A 25,642-nucleotide genomic window follows, 5' to 3' on the forward strand; every position below is an offset into this window, starting at 1 on the left:
GCCCCGCACCCCCGCTGGCCCCCGACGGCGCCTCGACACCCTCGGGCAGGGACACCGTCACACCGTCGGGCAACGAGCCTGCCGACGCGTCGTCGGTGCCGGGCGTCTCGGTCGACGCACTCGTGGTCGCCTCGTCCGAGGTGGCCGGCGTCGACGAGTCCTCCGACGAGCAGCCTGCGAGCATGCCCGCGGCGAGCGTCGCCGTGAGCGCGAGGGTCGTGGTCCTGCTGTGCCTCATGATGGTCTCCGTCCGTCGGGTCTGCGGGATGGTGCGGTGCTCACTCGGCCGGTGCTGCGAACCCGAGCGCGAGATCGATGAGCAGCCGGGTGCCGAAGCCCGTCGCGCCGCGCGGGCGCCAGGACTCGTCGGTCTCGGACTGCATGGTGCCGGCGATGTCGAGGTGCGCCCACGGGATCCCGTCGACGAACTCCGCGAGGAACAGCGCCGCGATGGTGGCCCCGGCGTACTTGCCGCCCATGTTGGAGATGTCGGCGACGTCGGAGTCGAGCTGCTTGCGGTAGCGCTGCTCGAGGGGCAGCTGCCACACCTGCTCGTCGGTCGCGCGGCTCGAGGCGAGCACGGCGTCGACGAGGGTCTGGTCGTTGCCGAGCACGGCCGCGGTCGACTGCCCGAGGGCGACGAGCGCAGCGCCCGTGAGGGTCGCGATGTCGACGATCGCGTCAGGCTGCTCCTCGGCCGCGAGGGCGAGGGCGTCCGACATCACCAGGCGCCCCTCGGCGTCGGTGTTCTTGACCTCGACCGTCGTACCGTTGCGGATGGTCAGGACGTCGCCGAGCTTGACTGCCGAGCCCGACGGCATGTTGTCGGTGCACATGAGGTACGCCGTGACGGCCGTGCGGCAGCCGAGCGCCTCGAGGGCCGTCAGCGCGGCCAGCGCGGCGGCAGCCCCGGACATGTCCATCTTCATGGCGAGGTGCATGGGGTCCGAGGGCTTGAGGCTGATGCCGCCCGAGTCGTACATGATCCCCTTGCCGACGAGGGCGAGCGTGCCCTGCGGCTCGACGGGTGCGCCGTCGGCGTCGGTCGGCACGTAGCGCAGGCGGATCATCCGCGGCTCCTCGGTGCTGCCCGCGTTGACGCCCAGCAGCCCGCCGCAACCGAGCTCGATGAGCCGGGCCTTGTCGTAGGTCTCGACCTCGAGACCGTGCTCCGGGCCGATGCGCTCGGCCAGGTCGGCCAGGTCGGTGGCTGTCAGGTGCCCGGGGGGCGAGTTCGCGAGGTCGCGTGCGAGCTCGGTCGCCGCAGCCACGACCATGCCGCGCTCGGCACCTGCGGCCACGTCGGCCCTGTCGGGCTCGGGGGCCACGATCTCCAGGCTCGTCAGCGGGACGTCCTTCGGCGCGGACTTGAGGGCCGAGTAGCGGTAGCGCGCCAGCAGCGCACCCTCGACGACGGCCTGGCCGGCAGCCTCGGCGTCGACGTCGGTCTCGGCCGGCAGGTGCAGGGCGATCGACGCGTAGCGGCCAGCGGCCCGGGCGAAGGCCGCGGCCGCGTCGCGGAGCTCGGCGGCGCAGAGCTCGTCGGCGTGCCCGATGCCCACGGCCACGACGGTCACGCCGTCGCGGCGCGGCATGACGACGGTCTGGCCGACCCGTCCCTCGAAGTCCACGTGAGCGAGCGCGTCACGTCCCACACCGAGCTCGACGGGTACCTCTCCCTCGAGCCCGACCGGGTACCCGACGGCCTCGGCGTCGCCCAGGATGTCGAGGACGGAGACCGTCAACGACTCGAGGGCTCCCCTCGACGGCGTCGGGGTGAAGCTCTCGGGGATCAGTCTGTGCTCGGCGGTGCTCATCGGTGTCCGTCCTCGTCGTCGGTCTGGCGGGCAGCACTGGTCGGGTCGAGCCCGCACGACGGCACAGGCGGCTCCGCTCGAGCGGACGGTGTCCGCCCTCGACGAGCCGCAGAACCCCTGGTCATCGTGTCCTGGTGATGCCCTGGTTCCCTCGAAGCCTAGAACGGCCAGAAGACCGGCACAAGGAAGGTGGCCACCGAGACGAACAGGACGGTGAGCGGGAGACCGAGCCTCCAGTAGTCCCCGAACCTGTAGCCGCCCGGCCCGAAGACCATCGTGTTGGCGGGTGTCGCGACCGGCGTGAGGAACGACGCTGCCGCTGCGACGGTGACTCCCATGAGCATCGGGAGCGGCGAGAGACCGGTGTCGAGGGCCACGGCCACCGCGATGGGACCGATCACGAGGGCTGTCGCCATGTTGCTGATGAGCTGACCCAGGATCACCGTGACGACCACGATCCCGAGCAGGAGCAGGTGGGGGTTGTCAGCCCCGACGGCCTCGACGAGGCCGCCGGCCATGCTGTCGGCCAGCCCGGTGCTCTGGATCGCGACCGAGAGCGGGATCATCCCGCCCACGAGGATCAGCGTGGTCCACGAGATCGAGCGGTGTGCCTCGGTGACCGTCATGACGCGCAGCAGGACCATCGCGCAGGCCGCGAGGAGCGCGGCGACGGCTGCCGGGACCGCACCGGTCGCGAGCAGGAGGACCATGCCGAGCACGATGCCGATCGCGACCCTGGCACGAGCGCCCATCGGTGCGGCCTGCCTGCGCAGCAGCTGCGGTGGGTCCACGACGATCACGTCGGGGTCGGAGGTCGTGAGGTCGAGGGCCTCCCAGGTCCCCTGGAGCAGGAGGGCGTCCCCGGCCACGAGCGCGGTCCGCCCGACGTCGTCACCGCCCCGCTGGATCGCGGCGATCACGAGGTCGCCCGAGTCGGTCACCATGCCGGGGAAGGCCTCGACCCCGATGAGCGACGACCGCGGGGAGACGACGACCTCGGTGACTCCTGTGTCGCTCGCGAGCAGCGCGTCGTCGGGCAGGTCGTACTGCTGCGCGAGCAGCCTGCCATGACCGCTGAGGTCGCGTGGCAGGGCGGCGGGCGTCCGCACAGGCAAGAGCCGCGGTCCGAAGAGCACCACGACGAGGATGGTCCCCAGCACGAGCGGGAGCCCGACGAGCGTGAAGGAGAAGAACCCGAAGGGCTTCTCGCCAGCACCGACCGCGAGCTCGGAGACGAGCACGTTGACGGGGGTCCCGGTGAGCACGAGCAGCGACCCGGCGTGCGCGCCGAAGGCGAGCGGGACGAGGAACTGCGACGGCGAGAGCCCCAGGCGCACGGCCGTGACGACGACCATCGGCAGCAGCGCCGCGACAGCCCCGTTGACGCTGATGAGCGCTGTCACGAGGGCGACGAGGGCCATGAGCAGCACGACGAGCCGACGTCTGCTGCCGCGCGCCCTGTCGACGAGCTGCTGCCCGGCCCACGCCGTGACACCTGAGGCCTCGAGCCCGTCGCTCACCACGAAGAGCGCAGCGATGAAGATGATGACAGGGTCGCCGAAGCCTCCGAAGGCCTGCTCGAGCGACACGACTCCGGTGGCCCAGAGCGAGAGTGCGACCCCGATCGCGACCAGGCCGACAGGGACCCTGTTCCAGACGAAGACCAGCACTGCGACCACGAGGATCACGATCGTCACTGTCATGTCGTCCACACGCGTGACAGTACCGCGCGGGTACCCCTGGCGGACCAGTCTCGGGGGACGAGGTCAGGAGGGCCGGTCGCCCGGCCCTCCTGACCTCGTCGTCCAGTCCAGCGCGGGTGTCAGCCCCGGCGGGCGCGAGAGGCTGCGGCGAGCTCGTGCAGCAGCTCCGCCGTGGTGTCCCAGTCGATGCACGCGTCAGTCACGGACTGCCCGTACACGAGCCCGCTCGGCGCAGGCTTCTGAGCACCGGCGACGAGGAAGCTCTCCATCATGATCCCGGAGATCCCGCGGTTCCCGGCGGCGACCGAGCCGGCGATCTCCCGGACGACCTCGGCCTGACGCACGTGCGACTTGCCGGAGTTGCCGTGGCTCGCGTCGATGACCAGACGCCGGCCGAGACCCGAGGCCCCGACGACGTCGAGCGCGTCGGCGACCGAGGCGTCGTCGAAGTTCGGGCCCGAGCGACCGCCACGCAGGATCACGTGGCAGTCGGGGTTGCCCGTCGTCGCGACGGCCGCGGCTCGGCCCTCGGAGTCGATCCCGAAGAACGTGTGCTCGGCGGCCGCCGTCACGCAGCCGTCGACAGCCGCCTGGACGTCACCGTCGGTGGCGTTCTTGAAGCCGATGGGCATCGAGAGGCCCGAGGCGAGCTGGCGGTGCACCTGGCTCTCCGGGTTCCGGGCGCCGATCGCACCCCACGAGACGGCGTCGGCGATGTACTGCGGGCTCGTCGGCTCGAGGAACTCGCAGGCCGCCGGGACACCCTCGTCGAGGACGCCGAGCAGGACCTCGCGGGCGAGGCGGAGCCCACGGTTCACGTCGAAGGACTCGTCCATGCCGGGGTCGTTGATGAGGCCCTTCCACCCGACAGTGGTGCGGGGCTTCTCGAAGTACACCCGCATGACGACGACGAGGTCGTCGGAGAGCTCCTGCGCGAGGGGCGCGAGGCGGCGGGCGTAGTCGAGTGCTGCGGCGGGGTCGTGGACCGAGCAGGGGCCGACGACGACGAGCAGGCGCTCGTCCGTGCCGTGGACGACGTCGCGGACGTCACCGCGGCTGCGCTCGACGAGCTCCGCGCTGCGCTCGGAGAGGGGCAGCTCGGCGAGCATCGTCGCCGGGGCGGGCAGCGGGTCGAGGGCGCGGATGCGCAGGTCGTTGGTGCTGTGAGCGTCGATGAGAGCGTCCAGTGACGAGTGGGCGGACATGGGGGCGGGTCTCCGTTCGGGGGTCTGACGAGGGCTGCGGCTGAGAGGGGGTGGTCTCAGACGGAGCCGTGCAGGCCACGAAGATCCGGGGTGCGGAGTCGGCCCGTCTGAAAAGACGAAGGACCCCGACGCGCGTCTGCGTCAAGGTCCTGTGCTGGCTCCGGTGGTCGGTTGGTCAGGCGTACGCCCGCTCGGCCCCACCAGGAGCCAGCGTAAAGCGCAGATACCAACGATTTCCGGTCACAAGGAGAGGCTAGCACGGGTGCATCGCGGACGAGACGAGGCGTCTCACGGCGCTTCGCCACTCGAACGCTCTCGAGCCGCTCCCAGGGTTCTACCTCGTCCGCCGAGAAGCCGCCTCCACCAAGGCCTCAGCTGCTCGCAGCGCTGCACCACGGTCAACACTCCCGAGCAGACGCTCGCCGTAGTGACTGGCAGGTTTGAACGAGACGAGCTTCCTCAGGTGCTTGCCCAGATCGCTGTCGACCCTGCCTAGGAGATCCGCGGCGCTGCGGTGATCTGTGCCTGAGTACCTCTCGCCCAAGGCTGACAGGCAGATCGCGTCGCCAGCGGCGATGCCGGCGAGCACCGCGAGTCCGACACACACGTTGACCGTCGCGCCTTCCTCAGACTCGACGAGTCGAGCCACCTCTAGGTAGGTGCCAGCGATGCCTGCCCGCTTCTTGGCCTGTCCTCGATCACCAGGGCGCGTCGTCAGCTTCTTGGGAGTCATCGCTCGCCCTCGCCGAGTGCGAGGACAAGTTCGCGCGGTCGAGGGCCGACCACGGTGCGCGCGTCCGCTGCCCACGTCGCCACGAGCGGTTCACCGGCCCGGACCACGGCGCGAAACCGTGTCATCGAGAGGACGAGCGTCTCGAGACGGTTACCCGTCCACCTCAAGACCTGGTCTTCGAGATCCTCTACCTGATCACTCCACCGGGCATCATGGATGTCCACCTCGTCATCGACGATCACCATCAGGTCGATGTCGCTCGAGGCCGTCGCCTCGGCGCGAGCATGAGAGCCGAAGACTGAGACGTGGGCAGGAAGCGGGGCGAGACTCTCGCACCTCCGGGTCAACAACGAGAAGAACTCTTCGCCTGCGTTCATCGCCGCAAGGACCGCCGGCGCCAGGAGGTGCTCACGGTTGAGGCTGTACAGAGATCCTGTGTTGGACTGCTCCGCACGCACCAGACCATGCTCGACCAGGCGGTTGAGTACCGCATGCTGTCCTGCGCGGGTCCCACGGCTGGACAGGCGGGCGATCTGGGTCGCGCTGAGACCTGACGCAGTACCCGCCAAGACTTCGAGCACAGCAGAGTCGAGGCTCGGGATCAGCGATCGCAGCGGGGCGGCAAGGTCCATGCTCACGAGCATGCAAGTATCTCTACACAGTGTCAACTATTTCGACGATGTGTAGAAATAGTTTTACGGTCGTCGACGAGTCAGATCGTCACCCTGCGCATCTGCGAGCGGTAGACCAGCACGTAGGCCGCGGCGACCACGAGAGCCACGAGCATACGCACGGCGTTCGGGTCGAGCGCATCGGGCAGCCATCCGCCCCCATCCTCGGCGAGGATGTCCATGACGAAGAAGACCGGTGGGATGGCCGGCACGAGTGCGACGGTCCCCCAGACCCCGCCGAGCCGCTGGTACGCCATCCCGACGACGAGCCCCGCGCAGGCCCCCACGAGGAAGACGAGCAGGTACACGACGAACAGGCCGGGGAGGTCGGCGACGCTGTCGTACATCGTCTGGCTGATTCGGCGCACCTCCCACCCCGCCGCCCGGGCCACGAGCGACTCGACCCAGAGCAGCAGCACCATGACGAGGGCGTAGACGACCGCCATCAGCGAGGCCACCGTGACGTTCGCCCTGAAGAAGGACCGCCGTGTCATGCCGGCGGCGACGTGCGCCTCGAGCTGACGCAGGCTGAGGGCGATCGCCATCGCGAAGCTGAACCACATTCCGGCCTGCACCCCGAAGGCGATGGTGCTCGTCCCCGCCTGGTCGAACCTGTCGTCGCTCAGCAGGACAGAGGTGCCCACGGCGAGGACGAGCACGACGCCCCAGAACCACGCCGCCATGTACAGGTGGGACCACAGCAGCCATTCACCGGCGCGGCGGGCCTGGCTCTTCCGCGCGGGTGCGCGGCGCGGTGCCTCGACTGTGCTCATCGGTCGACCTCCTCGGCGTGGTGGTGCTCGGGACTGCCTGCGGGCTCTGCGGGAGCCGCAGACCTGTCGGTCAGATGGACGAAGAGGTCCTGCAGCGGCACCGGGCCCAGCTCGAGGCCGGCGCTGCGGACCCGGGCGTGCGCGTCCTGACCGAGCATCCCGACGAAGGTGACCTGGGCGGTCCCGCCGAGCACGGTCCGGGCCAGCACGTCGATGCCGAGCTGGGCGACCACCTCGTCCACTGCGGAGGCAGACCCCGTGAGGGTCGAGCCCCGGGCCTGGAGCGACTCGGCGCTGTCGGTGAGCAGGACCCTGCCCCTGTGCAGGATCGTCACGTGCTCGAGCACCCTGTCGAGCTCGCCGATGAGGTGGCTGGACAGCACGATCGTGCGCGGGTGCTCGACGTAGTCGACGAGCAGCGACTGGTAGAACCTGTAGCGCGACGGCGCGTCCATGCCGAGGTACACCTCGTCGAGGATGGTCAGCGGCGCCCTGGCGGCGAGGCCCAGGCTCGCGCCGACCGCAGAGCGTTGCCCACGGGACAGCGACTCGACCTTGGTGCGCATCGGGACCTCGAGCTGGTCGAGCATCTCCTCGGCGTAGGCGCGGTCGAAGGAAGGGCGCATGCTCTCGACGAAGTCGAGGTTGATCTTGACGTTCTCGTCGCCGAGCACGTCACCGCTCTCCCGGACGAAGCACGTGCCCTCGAGGACCCGCTCGTTCTCGAAGGGGTCTTCGCCGTCGACGAGCACCTTCCCGTGGGTCGGACGGCGGAAGGCCGCGAGGAGCGAGAGCAGGGTGGTCTTGCCGGAGCCGTTGCGGCCGAGCAGGCCGTGGACGACACCGGGTGCGAGCGTGAGGTCGACCCCGCTGAGGGCGGGGCGGTCGAAGTCGACCCCCACACCGCGCAGCTCGACGCTGAAACCTGTCATGACGGAGCCTCCTGGCTGAGGTTCTGGACGGTCTGGGGTGCCGTGGTGGCGGTGCCGGCGATGTAGCGCTGGATCTCGTCGGTGGTGATCCCGAGGAGCGCGGCCCGCTCGAGGACCGGGGCGAGCTCGTCGGCGAAGAAGTCTGCCCGGCTGGCGGCGCGGAGCCGCTCGGCAGCTCCGTCGGCGACGAACATGCCGACGCCGCGCTGCTTGTAGAGGACCCCGTCGTCGACGAGGAGGGCGAAGGCCTTCGCGGCGGTCGCCGGGTTGATGCGGAAGGTCGTCGCGTACTGGGTCGTCGACATGACCTGCGTCCCCTCCGGGAGGGAGCCGGCGAGGACGTCTCGCCGGATCTGGTCGGCGATCTGAAGATAGATCGGGTCTCGTCCGTCGAACACGCTGCACCTCCCTCGCTCTCGGACAGCGTTCATCCGCCTCACTGGTTCATTACTCCACTAATGAACCATGTAACCGTCGTCGGCGCAAGTGCCCCGTCCCCGCTGAAGCGCCCGGAGGGCGGCCGACCCTGCCGCTTCGGTATTCTCAGGGCTCACTGCGAGGGGACAGGGACCCGAAGATGAGAGCGATACGAGGGAGCGTGCTGGTGATGACGGTCTGTGCAGGCCTGGCGCTGTCGGGCTGCGAGACACCCGACGGCGCCGAGGCGTCAGCAGCGAGCCAGCCCCCGGGTCGCGACGTCGTCGTGGCGGACGACGCCACGGTCTGCTCGGCACTGAGCGACGTCATGACGATCGTGGACAACGCGGACCTCGGTCTCGCCGAGGGACGTATGGCAGAGCCGGAGAGGGAGGGGTGGTACCAGCTCGCGACCCGCGTCCTCGCCCGCATCCCTGCGAGCGACGACGCTGTCCTGAGCCAGGGGCTCGCGGACCTGCGCGCGACGACGCCACCCGTCGCAGCAGGCGCGAAGGGCCCGTCTGAGGGGATCGGCTCGCCCGCATGGCACGACACGCTCGCGTCGGTCGCCGAGACCTGTGCGGCAGCCGACGCCGAGCTGGCCGTCCAGTCCTTCACCGGCGGCTGACCGCCCGAGGGGCACGTCCATCGTTCCCCGCACCGTCACCACGCCACGGGGGCAGACGCACGACACCCCTGCAGCTGCCGAGGCAGGCGCAGGGGTGTCGAGAGGCGTGTCCGCCCGTCACCACCTGGAGACGGCGTCGCGAGAGGCGTCGTCAGCGCGCGGCGAGACGCTCCGAGACGAGCTCTGCGACCTGGACGGCGTTGAGGGCCGCACCCTTGCGCAGGTTGTCGTTGCTGACGAAGAGGACCAGCCCACGGCCGCCCGGGACCGACTGGTCCTGGCGGATGCGGCCGACAAAGCTCGGGTCCGCACCGGCAGCAGCCAGCGGGTTGGGGACGTCGGCGAGCTCGACGCCCGGGGCGGCAGCGAGCAGCGTGCGCGCCTCCTCCGAGGTGATGGCCCGGCCGAACTCGGCGTTGATCGAGAGCGAGTGCCCCGTGAACACCGGTACGCGCACGCAGGTGCCTGCGACGGCGAGGTCGGGCAGCCCGAGGATCTTGCGGGACTCGTTGCGGAGCTTCTGCTCTTCGTCGGTCTCCTCCGAGCCGTCGTCGACGAGCGACCCGGCGAGCGGGATGACGTTGAAGGCGATGTTCTTCACGTACTTCACGGGGTCCGGGAAGGTCACCGAAGACCCGTCGCGCACGAGGCCGACGGTGTCCTGCTCGACAGCGGCCCGGACCTGCGAGTCGAGCTCTGTCGCCCCGGCGAGACCGGAGCCCGAGACCGCCTGGTAGGTCGAGACGATGAGGCGCTCGAGGCCCGCGGCGTCTGCGAGCGGCTTGAGCACGGGCATCGCGGCCATCGTGGTGCAGTTGGGGTTCGCGATGATCCCCTTGGGCGCGTCGGCGATCGCCTCGGGGTTCACCTCGGCGACGACGAGCGGGACCTCGGGGTCGAGGCGCCAGGCCGAGGAGTTGTCGATGACGACCGCGCCGGCCGCCGCGAAGCGCGGGGCCTGGGCGGTCGACGTCGACCCGCCTGCCGAGAACAGGGCGATGTCGATCCCGCTGAGGTCGGCGGTCGCGGTGTCTTCGACGACGACGTCCTGGCCCTTCCACGGGAGGGTCGTGCCGGCGGACCGCGCCGACGCGAAGTAGCGGATGGAGGCGATCGGGAAGTCGCGCTCCTCGAGCAGCTGGCGCATCACGGCGCCCACCTGCCCGGTGGCTCCGACGACGGCGACGTGCAGACCGGGGTGGCTCATGGGTTCAGACCTCTCGTCTGTGCCGCGGGCTCTAGACCCGGGCGAGTTCTACGAAGCTAATGGGTGTCAGGCGCGTCCTCCGGCGAGGGCCGGTGCGGTCAGACAGGGCACGCCCCGACCGACCGGCATCTCGCAGGTCGTCCGGGCCGGTGCGAGCGGCGCGCGGCTCAGCGGCCGGTGCCGCCGTAGACGACGGCCTCGGCCTCGGTGTCGAGCTCGAAGGCCGTGTGCACGGCGCGGACGGCCGCGTCGAGGTTGTCCTCGCGCGTGACGACCGAGATGCGGATCTCCGAGGTCGAGATCATCTCGATGTTGACGCCCGCGTCGCGCAGCGCACCGAAGAGCTTGGCCGAGACCCCGGGGTGGGACTTCATGCCCGCGCCGATGAGCGAGAGCTTGCCGATCTGGTCGTCGAGCTGGATCGACTCGAAGCCGATGGCCTCGCGGACGGCGTTGAGCGCCGTGGTCGCGATCGGGCCGTCCTCCTCAGGGAGGGTGAAGGAGATGTCGGTCCGCCCGGTCGAGGCGACCGAGATGTTCTGGACGATCATGTCGATGTTCGCGCCAGCACCCGCGACAACCTCGAAGATGCGTGCCGCGGTGCCCGGGACGTCGGGCACACCGACGACGGTGATCTTGGCCTCGCTGCGGTCGTGGGCGACCCCGGAGATGATCGGTGCTTCCATGACGACCTCTTCCTCGTTCGGTGCTGCGGCGTCGACGACGGCGACGGGAGTGTTGGTGACCAGGGTCCCGGGGGCCCCGGAGAAGGACGACCTGACGTGGACCGGGACGTCGTAGCGGCGGGCGTACTCGACGCAGCGCAGGGCGAGGATCTTCGCGCCGCTGGCCGCCATCTCGAGCATCTCCTCGTAGGTGATGCGGTCGATCTTGCGGGCGCTCGGGACGATGCGCGGGTCGGCCGTGAAGACGCCGTCCACGTCGGTGTAGATCTCGCAGACGTCGGCGCCGAGGCCGGCGGCGAGGGCCACGGCCGTGGTGTCCGAGCCTCCGCGTCCGAGGGTGGTGACGTCGTTCGTGCTCTGCGTGACGCCCTGGAACCCGGCGACGATCGCGACGGAGCCCTTCTCGATCGTCTCGCGGATGCGCCCGGGGACGACGTCGACGATGCGCGCCTTGCCGTGCACGGCGTCGGTGATGACACCGGCCTGCTGCCCCGTGAAGGACTTGGCCTTGACGCCGAGGTTGTTGATCGCCATCGCGAGGAGCGACATCGAGATGCGCTCGCCCGCGGTGAGCAGGATGTCCATCTCGCGCGAGGGCGGGATCGGGGTGATCTGCCGGGCGAGGTCGATGAGCTCGTCGGTCGTGTCCCCCATGGCCGAGACCACGACGACCACGTCGTGCCCTGCCTTGCGGGCCTCGCTGATGCGCTTGGCCACGCGCTTGATGCTCTCTGCGTCGGCGACCGACGATCCGCCGTACTTCTGCACGATGAGTGCCACTGTGCTGCTCCGTTACGTAGCTGGTCCCGTCGATCTAAACGTCCACCAGGTGCTGTCCGAACGGTTCGAGTGTACGACGCGGGGCGACGGCGTCCAGCCGCGGTCCACGACAGCCGTCCGCACCCCGGACGACTGCGAGACGACCGGGCACGGTGGGCCGCACCGCGCCACCCGGGAGGCACGGGCGGGCCGGAGACTGACCGGTCCGGGGGCCGCTCACCAGCCCGACCCGAGCCGGCGCCGGGGTCAGTCCTCGAGCGCCTCGAGCTCCGCCTGGACGACAGGGTCGTCGAGGACGTCGGTCCGCAGGTGCCCGAGGATGAGCGCGAGGACGCGGACCGCGCTCGCGCCACGGTCTCCCCACGACGTGAGGTAGGAGAACTGCCACCACCAGAGCGCCTCGACCACGTGGCCGGCCTCGTAGTGCTGGAGCCCCTGGCCGAGGGCAGCGGCGACGGTCGCGAGGTCGGCCGAGAGCTCGGCGTCGCCCGTCGCGTCGCTCAGCACGGGGTCGACGACCTCGGTGTACCCGTCGATGCCCTCGAGCACGAGCGCGAGGCCGATCCGGAGCGGGTCGACGTCGGTCTCCTCGCCGTCGTCGGGCTCGGACCGCGTCGGCGGCACGACGTCGACCATCGCACCGAGCCGCGCGCCGGCGCCGAGCACGTCGGAGGTCGCGAGCAGCAGGAGCGGGATGGCGGCCTCGGGTGCGACGCCTGTCGCGACGTCGACGCAGGTCTGCAGGAACCGCTCGGCCTGCGGCGCGAAAGCGGCGGCGACCTCGCGGACGTCCGTGCCGGGCGTCGAGCCGGCGATGGGTGCTGCTGGGGGCTGGGTCTGGTCAGGCACCGACGACCCTCCGTCCTTCGAAGGCGCGTCCGAGCGTCACCTCGTCGGCGTACTCGAGGTCACCTCCGACGGGCAGGCCCGAGGCCAGACGCGTGACGCGCAGACCCATCGGGCCGAGCATCCGGGCGAGGTAGGTGGCCGTGGCCTCGCCCTCGACGTTGGGGTCCATCGCGAGGATGACCTCTTGGACGGCGCCGTCGGCGAGCCGGGTGAGCAGCTCTTTGATGCGCAGGTCGTCGGGGCCGACGTTGTCGATGGGGTTGATGGCGCCGCCGAGCACGTGGTACTTGCCACGGAACTCGCGGGTCCGCTCGATGGCCACGACGTCCTTGGCCTCTTCGACGACGCAGATCACGGCGACAGACCGACGAGGGTCCTGGCAGATGCGGCACTGCTCGGACTCGGCCACGTTGCCGCAGATCTCGCAGAAGCGGACCTTGAGCTTGACCTCGGTCAGGGCCTCGGCGAGCCGGCGCGCGTCTTCGGCATCGGCTGCGAGGAGGTGGAACGCGATCCGCTGCGCGCTCTTGGGCCCGATGCCGGGAAGCCGGCCGAGCTCGTCGATCAGGTCTTGGACTGCGCCTTCATACACACCCCTAGCCTACGTGCGCGCGAGCCCGGCGCGGACCTGCGTGGCGCGACGGCTCAGACCTGGCCGTCGACGATCTCGTCGACGATGGTCCCGCCGAGGATCTGCGTGACGAGCGGGACACCGACCAGCCCGGACGACACGAGGTCTTCGTCGTCGGGCTGCGGGTCGTCGACCACCTGCGCGCGGGCCTGCTCAGCAGCACGGCTCTCGGCGACCCGACGCTCTGCGGCCTGTCGCGGGGTCTCGCCCGGGAGCGCGTCGCCGCCGGTCTGCGTCGTGGGCTGGGCAGCCTGCTGGGCACCGGCGGCGCTCGTCTGGCGGCCGTCGGACGCGGGGCGCGCGCCGCGGTCGGGCTGACGGTCGCGGACAGGTTCGGGTCCGTGGTCGTAGTCCTCCGGCGGCTCTTCGCCGTAGCCGGGCGGAGGCTCTTCGGCGGTCCCGCGCCGCTCGGCCGGGACGGCGCCGCGCCCCGGGCCGTCGTGCTGAGCCGACGGGCTCGACGGGCTGCTGGGTGCGGCCGGAGCTGTCGACGCCGCCGGGGCGGAACTCTGGGCACCCTGAGCTGCAGGAGCACCCTGCTGGGCCGGTGCAGCGGCCGGGGCAGAGACCGTCGCGACGGGCACGTCCCACGAGGCCGCCGCCGCGGCCGGGTCGACGCCCGCCGGTCCGGCCGGTACCTGCGCGGGAGCGGCCGAACCTGCGGCCGGTGCCGGTGCAGCACGGCCGGGCTCTTCGATCCCGCCCTCGACGCGGACGTCGAAGCCGAGGGTCTCGCGCACGGCGCGCTGGACGAGCTCGGCACCGGGGCCGTTGCGGAAGGTGGTGGCAAGGCCTGTCGAGGCGAAGGTGAGCCTGAGCGTCGTGTCGGAGAGGTCGGCGACCTGCGCGTTCTGCGCGATGAGCGCCCACGTCGACTTCCGCATCCGGCTCAGGGTGTCGAGGACCTCGGGCCACCGACGGCGGAGCATCTCGGCCGACTGCGCGGACTGACCACCGGCTGCGGCGGCAGGCTGCTGCGCGTGCTGGACGGGCTGGTGGTGCGTGGGCTGCTGCGGCGCCGTCTGGTGCTGGACCTGGGTCGGCGCGGACTGCGTCGGAGCTGCGGCTGCTGCGGGGGCGGGCGCGGACTGCGGTCGGGGCTCTTCCTGGGGAGCAGACGCAGCCGGGCCGGGCTCGTCCGAGCCGTGCTCGGCCGTCGCCGAGGCTGGCCCGGCGGTCGCAGCCGGTGAGGAGGGCTCGACCGGAGCCTCTGCCACCTGCTCCTGCGAGGTCGAGCCCGTCGGGAGGTCTTCCCACGGCGGGACGCTCGCCGGGCGAGCGGCGGCAGAGTCGGCAGCCGCAGCCGGGGTCGTCTGCGAGGGACCGTGCTCCTGCGCGCCAGCAGCCGGTACGCCCGGCGCGCTGGTCACGGGTGCGCCGACCTCCGGTGCGGTGCTGACCTGTGGTGCTGCCATCGGTGCGACCGCTGCGGGAGGGGTGACCGCGACCGGCGGTGCAGCCACCTGCGGGGCCTGGACCGGCGCGGAGACACGCGCTGGAGCAGGGGTGCTCAGCCCGACGGGCGCTCCGGCAGCCGCGCCCCGCTCGAGGCGGTCGAGACGCGCCGCGATCCCTGTCGCGGTGTCGTCGACGGCCGGCAGCAGCAGACGCGCGCAGAGCAGCTCGAGGTGCAGGCGCGGCGAGGTGGCGCCGCTCATCTCGGTGAGCGCGGCGTTGACCACGTCGGCCGAGCGCGAGAGCTCTGCGGCGCCGAGGTTGGTGGCCTGGGCCTGCATGCGGGCCAGCTGGTCGGCCGGGACGCTGCGCAGCACGGCCTGGGCGGCCTCGCCCGAGACCGACAGCACGATGAGGTCGCGCAGGCGCTCGAGCAGGTCTTCGACGAAGCGGCGGGGCTCGTGCCCTGTCGCGACGACGTGGTCGACCACGCGGAACATGCTCGCGCCGTCGCGGGCGGCGAGCGCCTCGACGACGTCGTCGAGCAGGGTGACGTGCGTGAAGCCGAGCAGCGAGACGGCACGCTCGTAGTCGAGAACACCGCCCTCGGCACCGGCCATGAGCTGGTCGAGCACCGACAACGAGTCACGGACCGAGCCGCCGCCGGCACGCACAACGAGCGGCAGCACTCCCCCGCCGACGGCGATGTTCTCGCTCGTGCAGAGCTCGCCGAGGTACGTCTGGAGAGTCTCGGGCGCCACGAGCCTGAAAGGGTAGTGGTGGGTCCGCGAGCGGATGGTGCCGATCACCTTGTCGGGCTCGGTCGTGGCGAAGATGAACTTCAGGTACTCCGGCGGCTCTTCGACGATCTTCAGCAGGGCGTTGAAGCCCTGCGCGGTGACCATGTGGGCCTCGTCGAGGATGAAGATCTTGAAGCGGTCGCGGGACGGCGAGAAGGTCGCGCGCTCGCGCAGCTCACGGGCGTCGTCGACACCACCGTGGCTGGCCGCGTCGATCTCGACGACGTCGAGGCTCCCGGGGCCGCCGCGGGCGAGCTCGACGCAGGACTCGCACTCGCCGCACGGTGTGTCCGTCGGGGTCTCGGGGGTGTTCTTCGCGCAGTTGAGGATGCGGGCGAGGATGCGGGCGGAGGTCGTCTTGCCGCAGCCTCGTGGGCCGGAGAAGAGATAGGCGTGGTTCACGCGGTCGGAGCGCAGAGCCTGCCGGAGCGGGTCCGTCACGTGCTCCTGACCGATGACCTCGGCGAAGTTCTCGGGACGGTAGCGGCGGTACAGGGCTGTGCTCACCCCGCCACCTTAGACGGTGCACCTGACAGGTCCGAGCCGCGGTCCAGACGCCACCAGCAGCCTCCGGCACGACGACGGCCGGCCGTCCCCCGCACGAGGCGAGGGACGACCGGCCGTCGTCCTGGGTGCTGCCGGGCTCAGCGGTGCAGAGCCCTCTTGGCGAGCCAGTTGCCGAAGTACTGGGCGACCTGGACGATCGCCACGATGACGAGCACCGCAGCCCAGGTGACCTCGTCGTTGAACTTCTGGTACCCGAAGCGCAGCGCGAAGTCTCCGAGACCGCCACCGCCGATCGCACCGGCCATCGCCGACATGTCGATGACCCCGACGAACAGGAAGGTGTAGCCGAGGATCAGCGGCGCGAGGGCCTCGGGGATGAGCACCGACCAGATGATGCGGAACCGTGAGGCGCCCATCGCGCGGGCCGCCTCGACGACGCCCGGGTCGAGGGCGACGAGGTTCTGCTCGACGATCCGCGCGAAGGCCACGGCCGCCATGAGGGTCATCGGCAGGATCACGGCCTGGACGCCGATCGTCGCGCCGGTGACCTCGTAGGTGACCGGACGGATCGCCGTGACGAAGATGATGAACGGGATCGGCCGCACGAAGTTCACGATCACGTTGAGCACGTTGAACACGACGGGGTTGGACAGCAGGTTGCCCTTGCGCGTCGTGTAGAGGCCGAGGCCGATGAGGAGCCCGACGAGCCCACCGAGGAGCATCGTCGCCGAGACCATCTGGAGGGTCTCGCCGAGGGCTGACCACAGGCGTGGGCCGAGCACAGACCAGTCGGTCATCGCGGGTCTCCCTCGGTGGTCGGTCGCTGGGTTCGGGGCTTGTCGAACCTCGGGGCGCCAGGGCTCAGCGCCCCGGAGCCCGAGGCTCCTGCGAAGGTCGCGCCGGGCGCCGGGTAGGCGACGTCGAGCGCCGGGTCGTGCGGTGACGAGCCGTCAGCGCTGCCGGTCCCACCGTCAGCCTCCGGGGCCGGTGCGGCCGCGGCGTCGGCGGCCCGCGGGTCGACGAGCGGGTGGGCTGCCGTCCCGAGGTCGGTCACGTGCGTGTAGCCGCGCAGCGTGGCGATGCACTGCTCGATCGCCGCCTCGTCGCCGACGAGCTCCCAGGTGAGCGAGCCGAAGGGGCGCTCGCTCACCTCGGAGATCCCACCGAAGACGACCGTGCCCTGCACGTCGTTGTCACGCAGCACGTCGGTGATCCGTCCGCCGGAGGAGCCGTCTTCGTGAACGACGACGGTGACCAGTCGGTGCGGGTGGCGGTGACGCAGCCGCTCGAGCACCTGCGTGCTCGGCCGGTCTTTGACCGTCGCCCCGACGAACCGGCGCGTGGCGCGGTGCTGCGGGTCGGCGAAGACCGGGTACACGTCGCCGGACTCGACGACCTTGCCCTGCTCCATCACCGCGACCCTGTCGCAGATCGACTTCACGACATCCATCTCGTGCGTGATGACCACGACGGTGATCCCGAGCTCCCGGTTGACCTTCTTGAGCAGCGCGAGGACGTCCTGGGTGGTCTCGGGGTCGAGGGCGCTCGTCGCCTCGTCAGCCAGCAGGATGCTCGGGTTGGTCGCGAGCGCGCGGGCGATCCCGACGCGCTGCTTCTGGCCGCCCGACAGCTTGTTGGGGTACTGCTTGGCTTTGTCCGCGATACCGACGAACTCGAGGAGCTCGGCGACACGGGCCTTCCGCCTCGCGCGGTCCCAGCCCGCCACCTTGAGCGGGTAGGCGATGTTGCCCGCGACAGTCCGGGAGGACAGCAGGTTGAACTGCTGGAAGATCATCCCGATGCCCGCGCGGACAGCGCGCAGCTGGCTCTCGGACCGCCCTGTCAGCACGGTGCCGTCGACCTCGACGGTCCCGCCGGACACTGTCTCGAGGGCGTTGATGAGGCGCACGAGGGTCGACTTGCCAGCACCGGAGTAGCCGATCACCCCGAAGATCTCGCCCTTGCGGATCTCGAGGGTCACGCCGTCGACGGCGTTGAAGGGGCCTGAGCTGCCCTTGAAGGTCTTGGTGACGTCGGTGAACCTCACCATGGCGGTGTGGCTAGCGCTCATGCGCTGCTCCGTTCGGCAGGGATGGGGACGGTCGATCGTGGCACGTGCACGCGTCTCGCGCTCGGTGCGCGGTGCGGACCTGTGGGGCGAGGCGTGGAACGCACCGAGGGTGGACCGGCGCTGGCCGGTCCACCCTCGGTGCTCTCAGGCGTCAGCCCTTGAGGTTCGACTCGATCTCGTCGAGGTAGCCCTGGAGCGTCGCGCCGTCCTGGTCGGCGATGACGGCGCTGCCGCCCGACGCCTCGAGGAGAGCGTCCTGGACCTCGGGCGAGTGCGAGATCTCGATGAGCTTGAGGAAGGTCTCGTCGTCCTTGTCAGCCGCGCGGGACACCCACACGTTGATGTACGGACGGGCGCCCTCGGCCTCGGCCGAGTCCTGGTAGAGCGCGTCGTCCGCGGCGAGGCCGGCGTCCTTGATGAAGTCGTTGTTCACGACGGCACCGTCGATGCTGTCGAGGTTCACAGCGGTCTGCGTCGCGTCGACAGGGGTGACGGTCACGGTCGACTCGTCGGCGAGGACGTCGAGCTCGGTCGAGACGGACGAGCCGCCGTCCTTGAGCTTGAGCAGGCCGGCGTCCTGGAGGACGAGGAGCGCACGGGCCAGGTTGGTCGGGTCGTTCGGGATCGCGATCTCGGCACCGGCCGGGATCTCCTCGACCGAGGAGTACTTGGAGGAGTAGAGGCTCAGCGGGTAGACGGCCGTCGCGCCGATCGGTGTGAGGTCCTCACCGGTGTTGGTGTTGTACTCCGCGAGGTACTGGAGGTGCTGGAACTGGTTGAGGTCGATCTCCTCCGACGTCAGCGCGGCGTTGGGGAGGTCGTAGCTGCCCAGGTCCTTGATCTCGACGGAGATGCCCGCGGCCTCGGCCTGCTCCTCGAAGACCGACCACTGGTCGTCGGCCGCGGCGTTGACGACGCCGATGACCACAGGGTTGGACTCGTCGCCCTTCGCGGCGTCCGAGGACTCGTCCGAGCCGCAGGCGGCGAGGCCGAAGGTCAGTGCTGCGACGAGGCTGGCGGCGCCGAGGGTGCGGGCCGTACGGGTGGAGCGAGACATGGTGGTCCTTCCGGGTGGTGCGCAGGTCTGTGCGCATCGAGGAGCAGCCGACGGCTGCGAGCGTGTGCTGTGAGGTGTGGGGGCGCGTCGTCACGGGCGCGGGGCCCGGGTCGTGCGTGGTCGCTGTCGTCAGGCGCCGCGGGGCGGGCCGTCGTCACGCGGAGGGCGTGGACAGGGAGAGCGGGGCGTGCGTGTCGCACGGCTGGTCACCGGGGTCGTCCCCGGTCCGGGTGGGTCGCCAGGTCAGCGACAGCACCCACCGGGCATCGACGACATCGAGGCGCTACGACAGCACATCATCGGGCGGCGCGGTGCGCAGGCCCGGGTGACGGTGGCGTAGGTCGAGGTGAACATGCCTCCATGATGGGGCGGCAGATGCGGGCAGCACCAATTGCTGGACCAGAAATCTCACGATGCGAACGTTTGAGCGGTCGCCTGCTGAGATGAACCCGGGCCAAGCTCGCAAAATGCCCGATCGGGCGCGCAAAAGACCCCCCGCACACCCATCAGAGCTCACCTGCCCTTGCTGCCTTCCGGCCCTGGGGGAGTTCAGTGAGATGACGCCGCACGAGGGGTCAGCCCCCAGGTTAACCCAGCCGCCCGCCGGGAGGTAAATCGGCCGCGCGCCAGACCGTGACGAGGCCGAGACGAGGCCTCGACAGACCTTGTCGGGAGTGACCCCCACCACGTCCGACCCCGTCGAGGCCTCACGATTCGGCCCCACGGCAGATCGTCCGGTACTCTCGTGACGCTGGCCTCGGCCGGTGCGTGCTGGAGGATTCGCCTAGTGGCCTATGGCGCCGTCTTGGAAAGGCGGTTGGGTTAACGCCCTCGGGGGTTCGAATCCCCCATCCTCCGCAGCAGACGAAGCCCCCTCCCGGGATCCGGGAGGGGGCTTCGTCATCCCAGGACGTCTCGGCCGCCTGCCGTCTCGACGCCCACGGCTCCGCGGGTCGCCCTCTGCCCCTCACGAGCCCCCGGTGGTTCAATGAGACGTGGCCGCACACGAGGCACCCCCTGACATCTGGGGCGGCTCGCGCCCGAGCTCGGCCCAGACCGGCCTCCTCATCGCGTCGGCGCTGACCTCCGAGACCTTCGCCCCCTCGCTCGCCCCGCGCAGCGCAGTCGACCAGGGCCTCGTGACAGGCCTCTCGGTCGCCTCGCACTATCTCGTCGCGGTCGCCGCGCAGGACGCCCTCTCCGGCCTCGCCGAGCGCCTGGTCGGCTCGACCTTCCTGGTCGGCTCTCCCTGGCTCCCCGAGCAGCACCGCACCCGGGTCCTCGAGATCTCCGTCGACCTGCTCGCCGTCCCCGTCGGGACCAGCCTCGCCCTGCTCGTCCCCGCAGCACCCCGAGAACGCACGGTCCGCGCACTGGCACGGTTCGCCGCGTGCCGTGTCGCGCTCTCCGGAGCGGCCGGAGCGTCGCTCGACCTCGGCCACGCCGGCGCAGTGCACCTCGACCGTGCCCTCGGGCTGAGCGGCACCTTCGCGCGCGTCCCGCTCTCCGTCCCGCTGGGTGCAGGCGTGGCCTACGTCGTCGAGCGCAACAGGTCGCACCAGCAGCTGCCCACCCCGGACCTCGGGTCAGTCAGCTCGAACTCCCGTCTCGTCTCTGTCCTCGTGGCGGGCGGGGTCGTCGTCGGGCTCAGCGGTTTTGCAGCCGCGGAGGGGCTGCTCACCCGCAGGCTCGGCGACGCCCTGCACGAGGTCCTGCCCGGCACCACCGGATTCTGGCGGGTGGTGGCGCGGGGCGCGAGCCTGGGCGCGGTCAGCACAGCGGGGGTCGCCCTGTGGGACCGCGCTATGCAGCGCATCGAGACCGCCACGCTCACCGACGAGGCCAAGACCGCCGGGCTCGACCCGACGACGGTCACCACCTCGACCGTCAGCGGCTCCGGCCGCAGCCTCGTCCCGTGGGCCACGCTCGGACGAGAAGGACGCCGTCACGTGCTGTCGCGGGTCCCGACCCGGCCAGCCGCCGCGGGGGGCACGGTCGACGCACCCGAGGACGCCGGCGCACCACCGCGCCCCTTCGTCGACGCCCTCGTCGGACCGGCCACGGACTCGCCCGACTTCTCGATCGAGACCGTCATGGGCCGCCCCGCCGTCGCCGAGCCTGTCCAGGTGTACGTCGGCCTCGACAGCGCACCGACCCCGCGGGACAGGGTCGACCTCGCGCTCGCCGAGATGGAACGGCTCGGCGCCTTCGACCGCTCGCTGCTCGTGCTGGTGTCACCGACCGGGACCGGCTACGTCAACTACGTCGCGCTCGCGGCCGTGCAGTACCTCGCGCTCGGTGACGTCGCGACAGTGACCATGCAGTACTCGAAGCGTCCGTCTCCGCTCTCCCTCGGCAAGGTGTCCGTCGCCCGCGAGCAGAACCGGCGCCTGTGGATGCGCATCGTCGCGCGGCTGCGCGAGATGCCCGAGCACCGCAGGCCTCGGGTCGTCGTGTTCGGCGAGAGCCTCGGGGCGCTGACGAGCCAGGACGTCTTCGTCGACTGGGGCACGATCGGCCCGGCGGCCCTCGGGATCGAGCGGGCGCTGTGGGTCGGCACGCCTCGCACGAGCCGGTGGATGACCGAGGTCACGACGCCCGACAGGCTCGAGGTCGACCCCGACACCGTGGTCGTCGTCAACGACTACCCGCAGCTGGAGGAGCTCGGGCCGGAGCGGCGCGCCAGGCTGCGGTACGTGCTGGTCAGCCACGACAACGACGGCGTGACACGGCTGGCCCCCGACGTCGCCTTCTCCAGGCCCGACTGGCTGAGCCCCGAGGCCCGCACACCCCGGCCTGCGCCTGTCTCGTCGGACGTCCCGGTCAGTCCGCGCGGGACGCCGCCGTGGGCCCGCTGGCGCCCCGTCACGACCTTCTTCCAGACGCTCGTCGACATGAAGAACGCCCAGGCACCGGGCCCCTACCGCGCTTGGGCGCACGACTACAGGCCCGACCTCCTCCGGTTCGTCAGCGCCGTCTACGACCTCCCCGCGGACCCCGAGGTGCTGCGCAGGCTCGACCACGTCCTCGAGGCCCGCGAAGAGCTGCGCGAGACCCTGATCGCCCACGCCGAGGAACGGCGTCGTGCCGCCGAGGAGCGCTCGCCCACTACAGTGGCGCCATGATCTTCAAAGGCGTGGGCGACGGTCGCCCCTACCCCGACCACGGTCTGGTGAGCACCAAGGACTGGGCTGCGGTCCCTCCCCGGCAGGTCCGCCTCGAAGAGCTCGTCACCACCAAGCGCGAGCTGAATCTCGACAATCTCCTCGCAGAAGACTCCACGTTCTACGGCGATCTGTTCGCCCACGTCGTCCAGTACAAGGGCATCATGTACCTCGAGGACGGCCTGCACCGCGCGGTGCGAGCCGCCCTCCAGCAACGTGCGCTGCTGCACGCACGTGTCCTCGTCCTGGACTGACCCGCACTCAGAGAGGCTTGACAGATGACTACGCCGGATGACGTCCAGCGCGCCCGCACGCAGCGCCGACGGCGCAAGCACGAGCGACAGGCGCTCGTCTTCGGCCTGCTCATCGCCTTCTTGGCCGTGTCGGGGCTCGCCGCGGCCGCCGTCTACACGGGAGCCGTCGACGCGCCCTTCGACCGCGGCTTCAGCGAAGAAGAGGTCGTCCGGGACCAGGTGGCGGCCCAGCCCTGCCTGCCCGACGGGACGCTGCCCGTGCCGTACCAGCAGATCACCGTGAAGGTCCTCAACGCGACGAACCGCTCCGGCCTCGCCGGTCAGGTGTCCGACGCGCTCGCCAGCCGCAGCTTTGTCATCAGTGCGACCGAGACGCAGGAGGCGAAGCTCAACGACGTGCGCATCTCCTTCGGCACCCAGGGCCTGGCCTCCGCCTACACCCTCGCAGCGCAGTTCCCCACGGCCAACCTGTTCTACGACGCCCGTGAGGACGCGAGCGTCGACGTGGCACTCGGAGAGTCGTTCACCGAGCTCGTCCCGGCCGAAGAGGTGGGCCTCGCGGCCGACTCCCCCATGGCGTCGGTCGACGGGTGCCGCTCCCTCGACAGCCTCACCCCCGAGCCTGTCGTCGTGCCCACCCCGCCGGCAGAGGAGGGCGCACCCGCCGAGGACGCGCCCGCCGAAGAGGCACCGGCTGCAGGCTGACGCCTGATGGCGTGACCGGCCGATCGACTGATCGACTGATCGACTGATCGACTGATCGACTGATCGTCCGTGGGAAGAGCTCCGGGCTGGGCACGGGCGCAGTGCGCCTGTGCCCAGCCCGGAGCTGTCTCGGTTCGTCCCGAGCCCGTGCTCGGTTCCTCCCGAGCCCTGCCTCAGCTCTTCTCGAGCTCGACCCCTGCCGGAGCCGACGCGGGCGACGCGGCTTCCTGGCTGGTCCCCCGCCACCGCGCCAGCGCGCGCATGAGGTGGTAGACGACGAGCGTGACCGCTGTGCCGATCGCGATGCCCTCGAAGGCGAGGTCGCCCGGCGTCCAGCTGAAGTTCGCGATGCCGACCACGAGCGCGACGGCAGCGGTCGTGAGGTTCACGGGGTCGGAGAAGTTGACTTTGTTCTGCACCCAGATGCGGGCACCCAGCATGCCGATCATGCCGTAGAGCAGGGTCGAGGCACCGCCGAGGACCCCTGCGGGGACCGAGGCGATGGCCTCGCCGAACTTCGGCGAGAGGCTCAGCAGGAGCGCGCCCGCGGCGGCGACCCAGTATGCGGCAGTCGAGTAGACGCGGGTCGCGGCCATGACGCCGATGTTCTCGGCGTAGGTGGTCGTCCCCGAGCCGCCACCGACACCGGCGAGGCTGGTCGCGATGCCGTCGGCGAGCAGCGCGCGCCCGGCCAGGTGGTCGAAGTCCTGCCCTGTCATGGCGGCGACGGACTTCACGTGGCCGATGTTCTCGGCGATCAGCACGAGGACCACAGGGACGAACAGACCGAGGACCGACACCTGGAAGGTCGGCGTGGTGAACTCGGGGAACCCGACCCACGAGGCCGTCTCGACCTTGCTGAAGTCGACCTCGCCGCGGACCACGGCTGTCACGTAGCCGACCGCGACACCCAGCAGGATCGCGAGCCGTCCGAGGATCCCGCGGAACAGCACCGTGGCGAGGATGATCGCACCGAGGGTCACGAGGGCCGTGACGGGCGCCTGCTCGAAGTTCGCCTTGGCAGCCGGTGCCAGGTTGAAGCCGATGAGCGCGACGATCGTGCCGTTGACGACAGGCGGCATGAGCGAGTTGATCCAGCGCGCCCCGGCGAAGTGGACGATCACGCCGACGACGGTGAGCGTGAGCCCCGCGACGAGGATGCCGCCGACGGCGACAGACTGGCCGCCCGAGGCTGTCGCGGCACCGATCGGCGCGATGAAGGCGAAGCTCGACCCGAGATAGCTCGGCAGGCGGTTGCCGGTGATCAGCAGGAAGACGACGGTGCCGACAGCCGAGAAGAACAGCGTGGTCGCCGGGGAGAAGCCCGTGAGGATCGGGACCAGGAAGGTCGCGCCGAACATCGCGACGATGTGCTGCAGACCGATGCCGATCGTCAGCGGCCAGGCCAGCCGCTCGCCGGGGGCGACGACGTCCGTCGGGCCCATGTGCTTGCCGTCACCGTGGATCGTCCAACCAAAGCTCACCGTGTGTCTCCTGCGTCCGTGACTCGCCGGCTGGTGCCGGTCCACGGAGCAGACTACTGCGGGGGTCCTAGGACCCCCGCAGCCGTCTCGGTCCTCTCGCAGTGTCAGGCGCCCTGCCGGTGCCGGCGCGTCTGCAGGCGCGAGCCGGTCTGGGCCTCAGGCGACCTGGGGGCGTCAGCCGATCTGCGGTGCGACCTCGCGGGCGACGAGGTCGAGGTGCTCGAGGTCGGCCATGTCGAGGACCTGCAGGTAGACGCGTGAGGCTCCGTGCTCGGCGAGCGTCCCGAGACGGTCGACGACCTCGCTCACGGTGCCCGCGACACCGTGCTCGCGGAGCTCGGCGGGCTCGCGGCCGATCGCGGCGGCCCGGCGGGAGAACTCGGCCTCGTCAGCGCCGACGCACATGACCAGGGCGGCGGAGTAGGTGAGGTCGTCGGCCGGGCGACCGGCCTCCTCGCAGGCCGCGCGCACGCGCGCGAACATCTGCGGGATGTCGTCGATCTCGGGGAAGGCCGCGTTGAACTCGGTGCCGAAGCGCGCGGCGAGGGCCGGTGTGCGCCTGGGACCGTTGCCGCCGACGATCACAGGGACCGGGCTCTGCACGGGCTTGGGCAGCGCTGGCGAGTCGGTCAGCGTGTAGTGGGTGCCGTCGAAGGAGTACTTCTCGCCTACAGTCGTGGACCAGAGGCCCGTGATGATCTCGAGCTGCTCTTCGAGCATGCCGAAACGCTTGGCCGGGAACGGTACGCCGTAGGCGGCGTGCTCCTCCGCGAACCATCCGGTGCCGAGACCGAGCTCGACGCGCCCGCCGCTCATCTGGTCGACCTGGGCCACCTGGACGGCGAGGAGCCCGGGGTGCCGGAAGGTCGCGGAGGTGACGAGGGTGCCGAGCTTGATGCGGCTCGTCTCACGGGCCAGCGCCGCGAGCGTCAACCACGCGTCGGTCGGCCCGGGGAGGCCGTCGCCGCCCATCGTGAGGAAGTGGTCGGAGCGGAAGAACGCGTCGAAGCCGAGGTCCTCGGTGGCCTTGGCCACCGCGAGGATGTCGTCGTAGGTCGCGCCCTGCTGCGGTTCGGTGAAGATGCGGAGGTCCATGCGACCAGCCTACGGCGGCTGACGAGGCCCGTCCTGGCCGTGCCAGCCCCTGTCCGCGGCCGACCCCGAGGACGCGCC

22 protein-coding genes, 1 tRNA gene, 1 other RNA gene and 1 pseudogene are annotated in these 25,642 nt (G+C 70.8%); 5 read left to right on the top strand and 20 right to left on the bottom strand.

The window, feature by feature from the left end; all coding sequences use genetic code 11:
- The 9 genes and pseudogenes from HZZ10_RS12595 to HZZ10_RS12635 form a co-directional block, all read right to left on the bottom strand.
- Positions 1-238 (bottom strand): annotated as a pseudogene (locus HZZ10_RS12595) (hypothetical protein); the annotation flags it as partial.
- A gap of 40 nt (positions 239-278) precedes the next feature.
- A complete protein-coding gene (locus tag HZZ10_RS12600; protein WP_179913779.1) occupies positions 279-1,817 on the bottom strand; it encodes a leucyl aminopeptidase in 1,539 nt (512 codons plus the stop codon).
- Positions 1,818-1,975: 158 nt separating this feature from the next.
- Positions 1,976-3,520 carry an SLC13 family permease gene (locus tag HZZ10_RS12605; RefSeq protein WP_179913802.1) on the bottom strand — a complete coding sequence of 515 codons (1,545 nt, stop codon included), beginning with the start codon at positions 3,518-3,520 and terminating at the stop codon, positions 1,976-1,978.
- Between the two features lie 119 nt (positions 3,521-3,639).
- On the bottom strand, positions 3,640-4,725 hold the full coding sequence (locus HZZ10_RS12610; RefSeq protein ID WP_179913780.1) for a 3-deoxy-7-phosphoheptulonate synthase: 1,086 nt from the start codon (positions 4,723-4,725) through the stop codon (positions 3,640-3,642).
- A 334-nt stretch (positions 4,726-5,059) separates the two neighbouring features.
- The gene (locus tag HZZ10_RS12615) at positions 5,060-5,458 is read right to left on the bottom strand and encodes a hypothetical protein (protein ID WP_179913781.1); all 399 of its coding nucleotides are present in this window, start codon (positions 5,456-5,458) and stop codon (positions 5,060-5,062) included.
- Positions 5,455-6,102 carry a nucleotidyltransferase domain-containing protein gene (locus HZZ10_RS12620; RefSeq protein WP_179913782.1) on the bottom strand — a complete coding sequence of 216 codons (648 nt, stop codon included), beginning with the start codon at positions 6,100-6,102 and terminating at the stop codon, positions 5,455-5,457. The genes HZZ10_RS12615 and HZZ10_RS12620 overlap by 4 nt, the downstream gene beginning before the upstream one ends.
- 68 nt (positions 6,103-6,170) lie before the next feature.
- Positions 6,171-6,902 (bottom strand): hypothetical protein, encoded by a 732-nt coding sequence (locus tag HZZ10_RS12625; protein ID WP_179913783.1) that lies wholly within the window; start codon positions 6,900-6,902, stop codon positions 6,171-6,173.
- The gene (locus HZZ10_RS12630) at positions 6,899-7,834 is read right to left on the bottom strand and encodes an ATP-binding cassette domain-containing protein (protein ID WP_179913784.1); all 936 of its coding nucleotides are present in this window, start codon (positions 7,832-7,834) and stop codon (positions 6,899-6,901) included. Before HZZ10_RS12630 ends, HZZ10_RS12625 begins: the two co-directional genes overlap by 4 nt.
- Positions 7,831-8,232, bottom strand: coding sequence for a GntR family transcriptional regulator (locus HZZ10_RS12635; RefSeq protein WP_179913785.1), 402 nt, complete (start codon positions 8,230-8,232; stop codon positions 7,831-7,833). Before HZZ10_RS12635 ends, HZZ10_RS12630 begins: the two co-directional genes overlap by 4 nt.
- A 179-nt stretch (positions 8,233-8,411) precedes the next feature.
- Here HZZ10_RS12635 and HZZ10_RS12640 point away from each other — a divergent pair, with 179 nt between their 5' ends.
- The gene (locus HZZ10_RS12640; protein ID WP_218928740.1) at positions 8,412-8,879 is read left to right on the top strand and encodes a hypothetical protein; all 468 of its coding nucleotides are present in this window, start codon (positions 8,412-8,414) and stop codon (positions 8,877-8,879) included.
- A 151-nt stretch (positions 8,880-9,030) separates the two neighbouring features.
- Here the strand turns inward: HZZ10_RS12640 and HZZ10_RS12645 are convergent, their stop codons facing one another.
- From HZZ10_RS12645 to ffs, 9 genes are all read right to left on the bottom strand, one after another.
- The gene (locus tag HZZ10_RS12645; protein WP_179913787.1) at positions 9,031-10,086 is read right to left on the bottom strand and encodes an aspartate-semialdehyde dehydrogenase; all 1,056 of its coding nucleotides are present in this window, start codon (positions 10,084-10,086) and stop codon (positions 9,031-9,033) included.
- Between the two features lie 167 nt (positions 10,087-10,253).
- On the bottom strand, positions 10,254-11,552 hold the full coding sequence (locus HZZ10_RS12650; RefSeq protein WP_179913788.1) for an aspartate kinase: 1,299 nt from the start codon (positions 11,550-11,552) through the stop codon (positions 10,254-10,256).
- Positions 11,553-11,798: 246 nt separating this feature from the next.
- Entirely contained in the window at positions 11,799-12,401 is a 603-nt protein-coding gene (locus HZZ10_RS12655) for a DUF5063 domain-containing protein (RefSeq protein ID WP_082544129.1), read from the bottom strand.
- Positions 12,394-12,993, bottom strand: a complete 600-nt coding sequence (gene recR / locus HZZ10_RS12660; RefSeq protein WP_012865503.1) for a recombination mediator RecR — start codon at positions 12,991-12,993, stop codon at positions 12,394-12,396. The genes HZZ10_RS12655 and recR overlap by 8 nt, the downstream gene beginning before the upstream one ends.
- 53 nt (positions 12,994-13,046) lie before the next feature.
- Positions 13,047-15,734, bottom strand: a complete 2,688-nt coding sequence (locus tag HZZ10_RS12665) for a DNA polymerase III subunit gamma and tau (RefSeq protein ID WP_179913789.1) — start codon at positions 15,732-15,734, stop codon at positions 13,047-13,049.
- 137 nt (positions 15,735-15,871) lie between these two features.
- Entirely contained in the window at positions 15,872-16,531 is a 660-nt protein-coding gene (locus HZZ10_RS12670; protein ID WP_056135758.1) for a methionine ABC transporter permease, read from the bottom strand.
- The gene (locus tag HZZ10_RS12675; RefSeq protein WP_179913790.1) at positions 16,528-17,805 is read right to left on the bottom strand and encodes a methionine ABC transporter ATP-binding protein; all 1,278 of its coding nucleotides are present in this window, start codon (positions 17,803-17,805) and stop codon (positions 16,528-16,530) included. Before HZZ10_RS12675 ends, HZZ10_RS12670 begins: the two co-directional genes overlap by 4 nt.
- A 151-nt stretch (positions 17,806-17,956) precedes the next feature.
- A complete protein-coding gene (locus tag HZZ10_RS12680) occupies positions 17,957-18,862 on the bottom strand; it encodes a MetQ/NlpA family ABC transporter substrate-binding protein (protein ID WP_056135753.1) in 906 nt (301 codons plus the stop codon).
- Positions 18,863-19,345: 483 nt separating this feature from the next.
- An RNA gene (gene ffs, locus HZZ10_RS12685) (signal recognition particle sRNA small type) lies at positions 19,346-19,442 on the bottom strand.
- Positions 19,443-19,635: 193 nt separating this feature from the next.
- Here ffs and HZZ10_RS12690 point away from each other — a divergent pair.
- From HZZ10_RS12690 to HZZ10_RS12705, 4 genes are all read left to right on the top strand, one after another.
- Positions 19,636-19,720, top strand: a tRNA-Ser gene (locus HZZ10_RS12690).
- Between the two features lie 137 nt (positions 19,721-19,857).
- Entirely contained in the window at positions 19,858-21,987 is a 2,130-nt protein-coding gene (locus tag HZZ10_RS20070) for an alpha/beta-hydrolase family protein (RefSeq protein WP_179913791.1), read from the top strand.
- Positions 21,984-22,280 (top strand): type II toxin-antitoxin system VapB family antitoxin, encoded by a 297-nt coding sequence (locus tag HZZ10_RS12700; RefSeq protein ID WP_056135746.1) that lies wholly within the window; start codon positions 21,984-21,986, stop codon positions 22,278-22,280. Before HZZ10_RS20070 ends, HZZ10_RS12700 begins: the two co-directional genes overlap by 4 nt.
- Positions 22,281-22,304: 24 nt before the next feature.
- Complete coding sequence (locus tag HZZ10_RS12705; protein WP_056135743.1) at positions 22,305-22,985, top strand: LytR C-terminal domain-containing protein; 681 nt, start codon at positions 22,305-22,307, stop codon at positions 22,983-22,985.
- Between the two features lie 173 nt (positions 22,986-23,158).
- Here HZZ10_RS12705 and HZZ10_RS12710 read toward each other — a convergent pair whose 3' ends face one another.
- Both HZZ10_RS12710 and HZZ10_RS12715 read right to left on the bottom strand, forming a co-directional pair.
- Positions 23,159-24,469 carry a uracil-xanthine permease family protein gene (locus HZZ10_RS12710; protein WP_056135740.1) on the bottom strand — a complete coding sequence of 437 codons (1,311 nt, stop codon included), beginning with the start codon at positions 24,467-24,469 and terminating at the stop codon, positions 23,159-23,161.
- Between the two features lie 174 nt (positions 24,470-24,643).
- The gene (locus HZZ10_RS12715) at positions 24,644-25,564 is read right to left on the bottom strand and encodes an LLM class F420-dependent oxidoreductase (protein WP_179913792.1); all 921 of its coding nucleotides are present in this window, start codon (positions 25,562-25,564) and stop codon (positions 24,644-24,646) included.
- Positions 25,565-25,642: the final 78 nt, after the last annotated feature.

The sequence above is a fragment of the Sanguibacter inulinus genome, assembly GCF_013415325.1.
In the GTDB taxonomy this organism is placed as follows: Bacteria; Actinomycetota; Actinomycetes; order Actinomycetales; family Cellulomonadaceae; genus Sanguibacter; species Sanguibacter inulinus.